The organism is Caldanaerobius fijiensis DSM 17918, from assembly GCF_900129075.1.
Classification (GTDB): Bacteria; Bacillota; Thermoanaerobacteria; order Thermoanaerobacterales; family Caldanaerobiaceae; genus Caldanaerobius; species Caldanaerobius fijiensis.
In genome coordinates, this window is sequence record NZ_FQVH01000082.1 from 1 (window position 1) to 1,502 (window position 1,502).

Below are 1,502 nucleotides of genomic sequence, written 5' to 3' on the forward strand. Positions count from 1 at the left end.
TTTAAAGAAACAATATTTAAATATCAAAGATCTTTATTAATCTTGTTAAAGGTCGACCTTTTTGGTTGATTACAAATCATATTATACGAGGGGGTTATTTAATTGAATAAAACAAAAATGGTTCTCTCTATCTTGTTTTGTATTATTTTGATAATACAGCCAATTACATCTTATGCATATACCTATGCTTCTATAGGTTATGTACCTGTATATCGTCAACCATCAGATTTAACATGTTGGTCAACTTGTGTTACTATGGCAGCATCTTATTTTAATGGTGATACAAAAAACAGGCAAGCAGATATACAGCTTGATGCTTTTCCTGGTGACCCATATCGGAGTGATGATCAATATATGAGTGCCACAATAAAAGAAATGACAAATGGAAAGTGGATAACACAAGGGATTTGGAACACACATTTGTATAATTCATATTTGAGTAAAACAGCAGTATTATATCAACTAAATAATCTCGTGCCTATTATAAGTCAAACTGTCCAAAGGGGTGCCCCAGCGTTTCATGAAGTTTTAATATATGCATATGACGAAACTATTAATAAATTATCTATTAATGATCCAGCATCTGGACAAAAGACTATAGATTATGATTACTTCAAAGATAACCCAGATTATTACTGGACTAGAACAGTAATAAATTCATAATTTAAGAAAGAAGGTAATTATTATGAAATTTAAAATATTTACTTTTTTATTACTCTTAATATTAATATTGTCAGTTTTAAATATAGTTTCTGCTACAATACCGTTAAAGAATATAATTGACAAACAATCTGTTAACTATTCATCAGAAAAAGAATCAGTATTATATGCACAAGTCCATTCAAAAATAAACCCTAAAGAAGAGGTATTTATTAGCCAAAATGTCAATCATATTTTGAAAGAAAAAAATAAAAAAATAAATAATATAAATGAGATAATATATGGCAATATTTTTAAAGAATACCATTTAATCCCACCAATAAATAACGTTGATTTATATAATCAAATATTAAATTCAAGGTACAGTTGGAAATTTCCGATATATCTTCATGAAACAGATGGAACTAATTTGCCAATTTCTAGTGCATTAATTGATAAAACAACAGCTGATAATAACCTTAAAGTTGTAGAAGTAAATACCAATTCCTCTCCAGAAATATGCGATATATTAAGTGACTCAAATAAATTAGCTAAAGTAATTGAAAATGTAGGTATAGACAATGCAAACAATATATTAATATTTACAACGCTTGAACAAGACTTTGTATATGTATCAACAAACGATAATAATTATATTATACCTTTATTTTCCCATGGCGATTCATGGTTTGGTATGAAATCTATGACTAAATATACCGATAAAGAATTTGTTAATTTTATAACATCGTATATTAATTCACTACAAGCTAAGGGAGTGAAAAATATTTTGTGTATTTAGATTAATTTCATGCTCTTTCTTGATAAGAATCAATTAACATTTTATTTAACCCATTTCTTAGTAT

At 27.1% G+C, this 1,502-nt stretch carries 2 protein-coding genes; both read left to right on the forward strand.

The genetic code is table 11. The annotated features are described in order from the left end of the window. Window positions 1-102 precede the first annotated feature (102 nt). Window positions 103-663 (forward strand): C39 family peptidase, encoded by a 561-nt coding sequence (locus BUB87_RS13910; RefSeq protein ID WP_073346686.1) that lies wholly within the window; start codon window positions 103-105, stop codon window positions 661-663. Between the two features lie 22 nt (window positions 664-685). After that, window positions 686-1,438, forward strand: coding sequence for a hypothetical protein (locus BUB87_RS13915; RefSeq protein WP_073346688.1), 753 nt, complete (start codon window positions 686-688; stop codon window positions 1,436-1,438). Window positions 1,439-1,502: the final 64 nt, after the last annotated feature.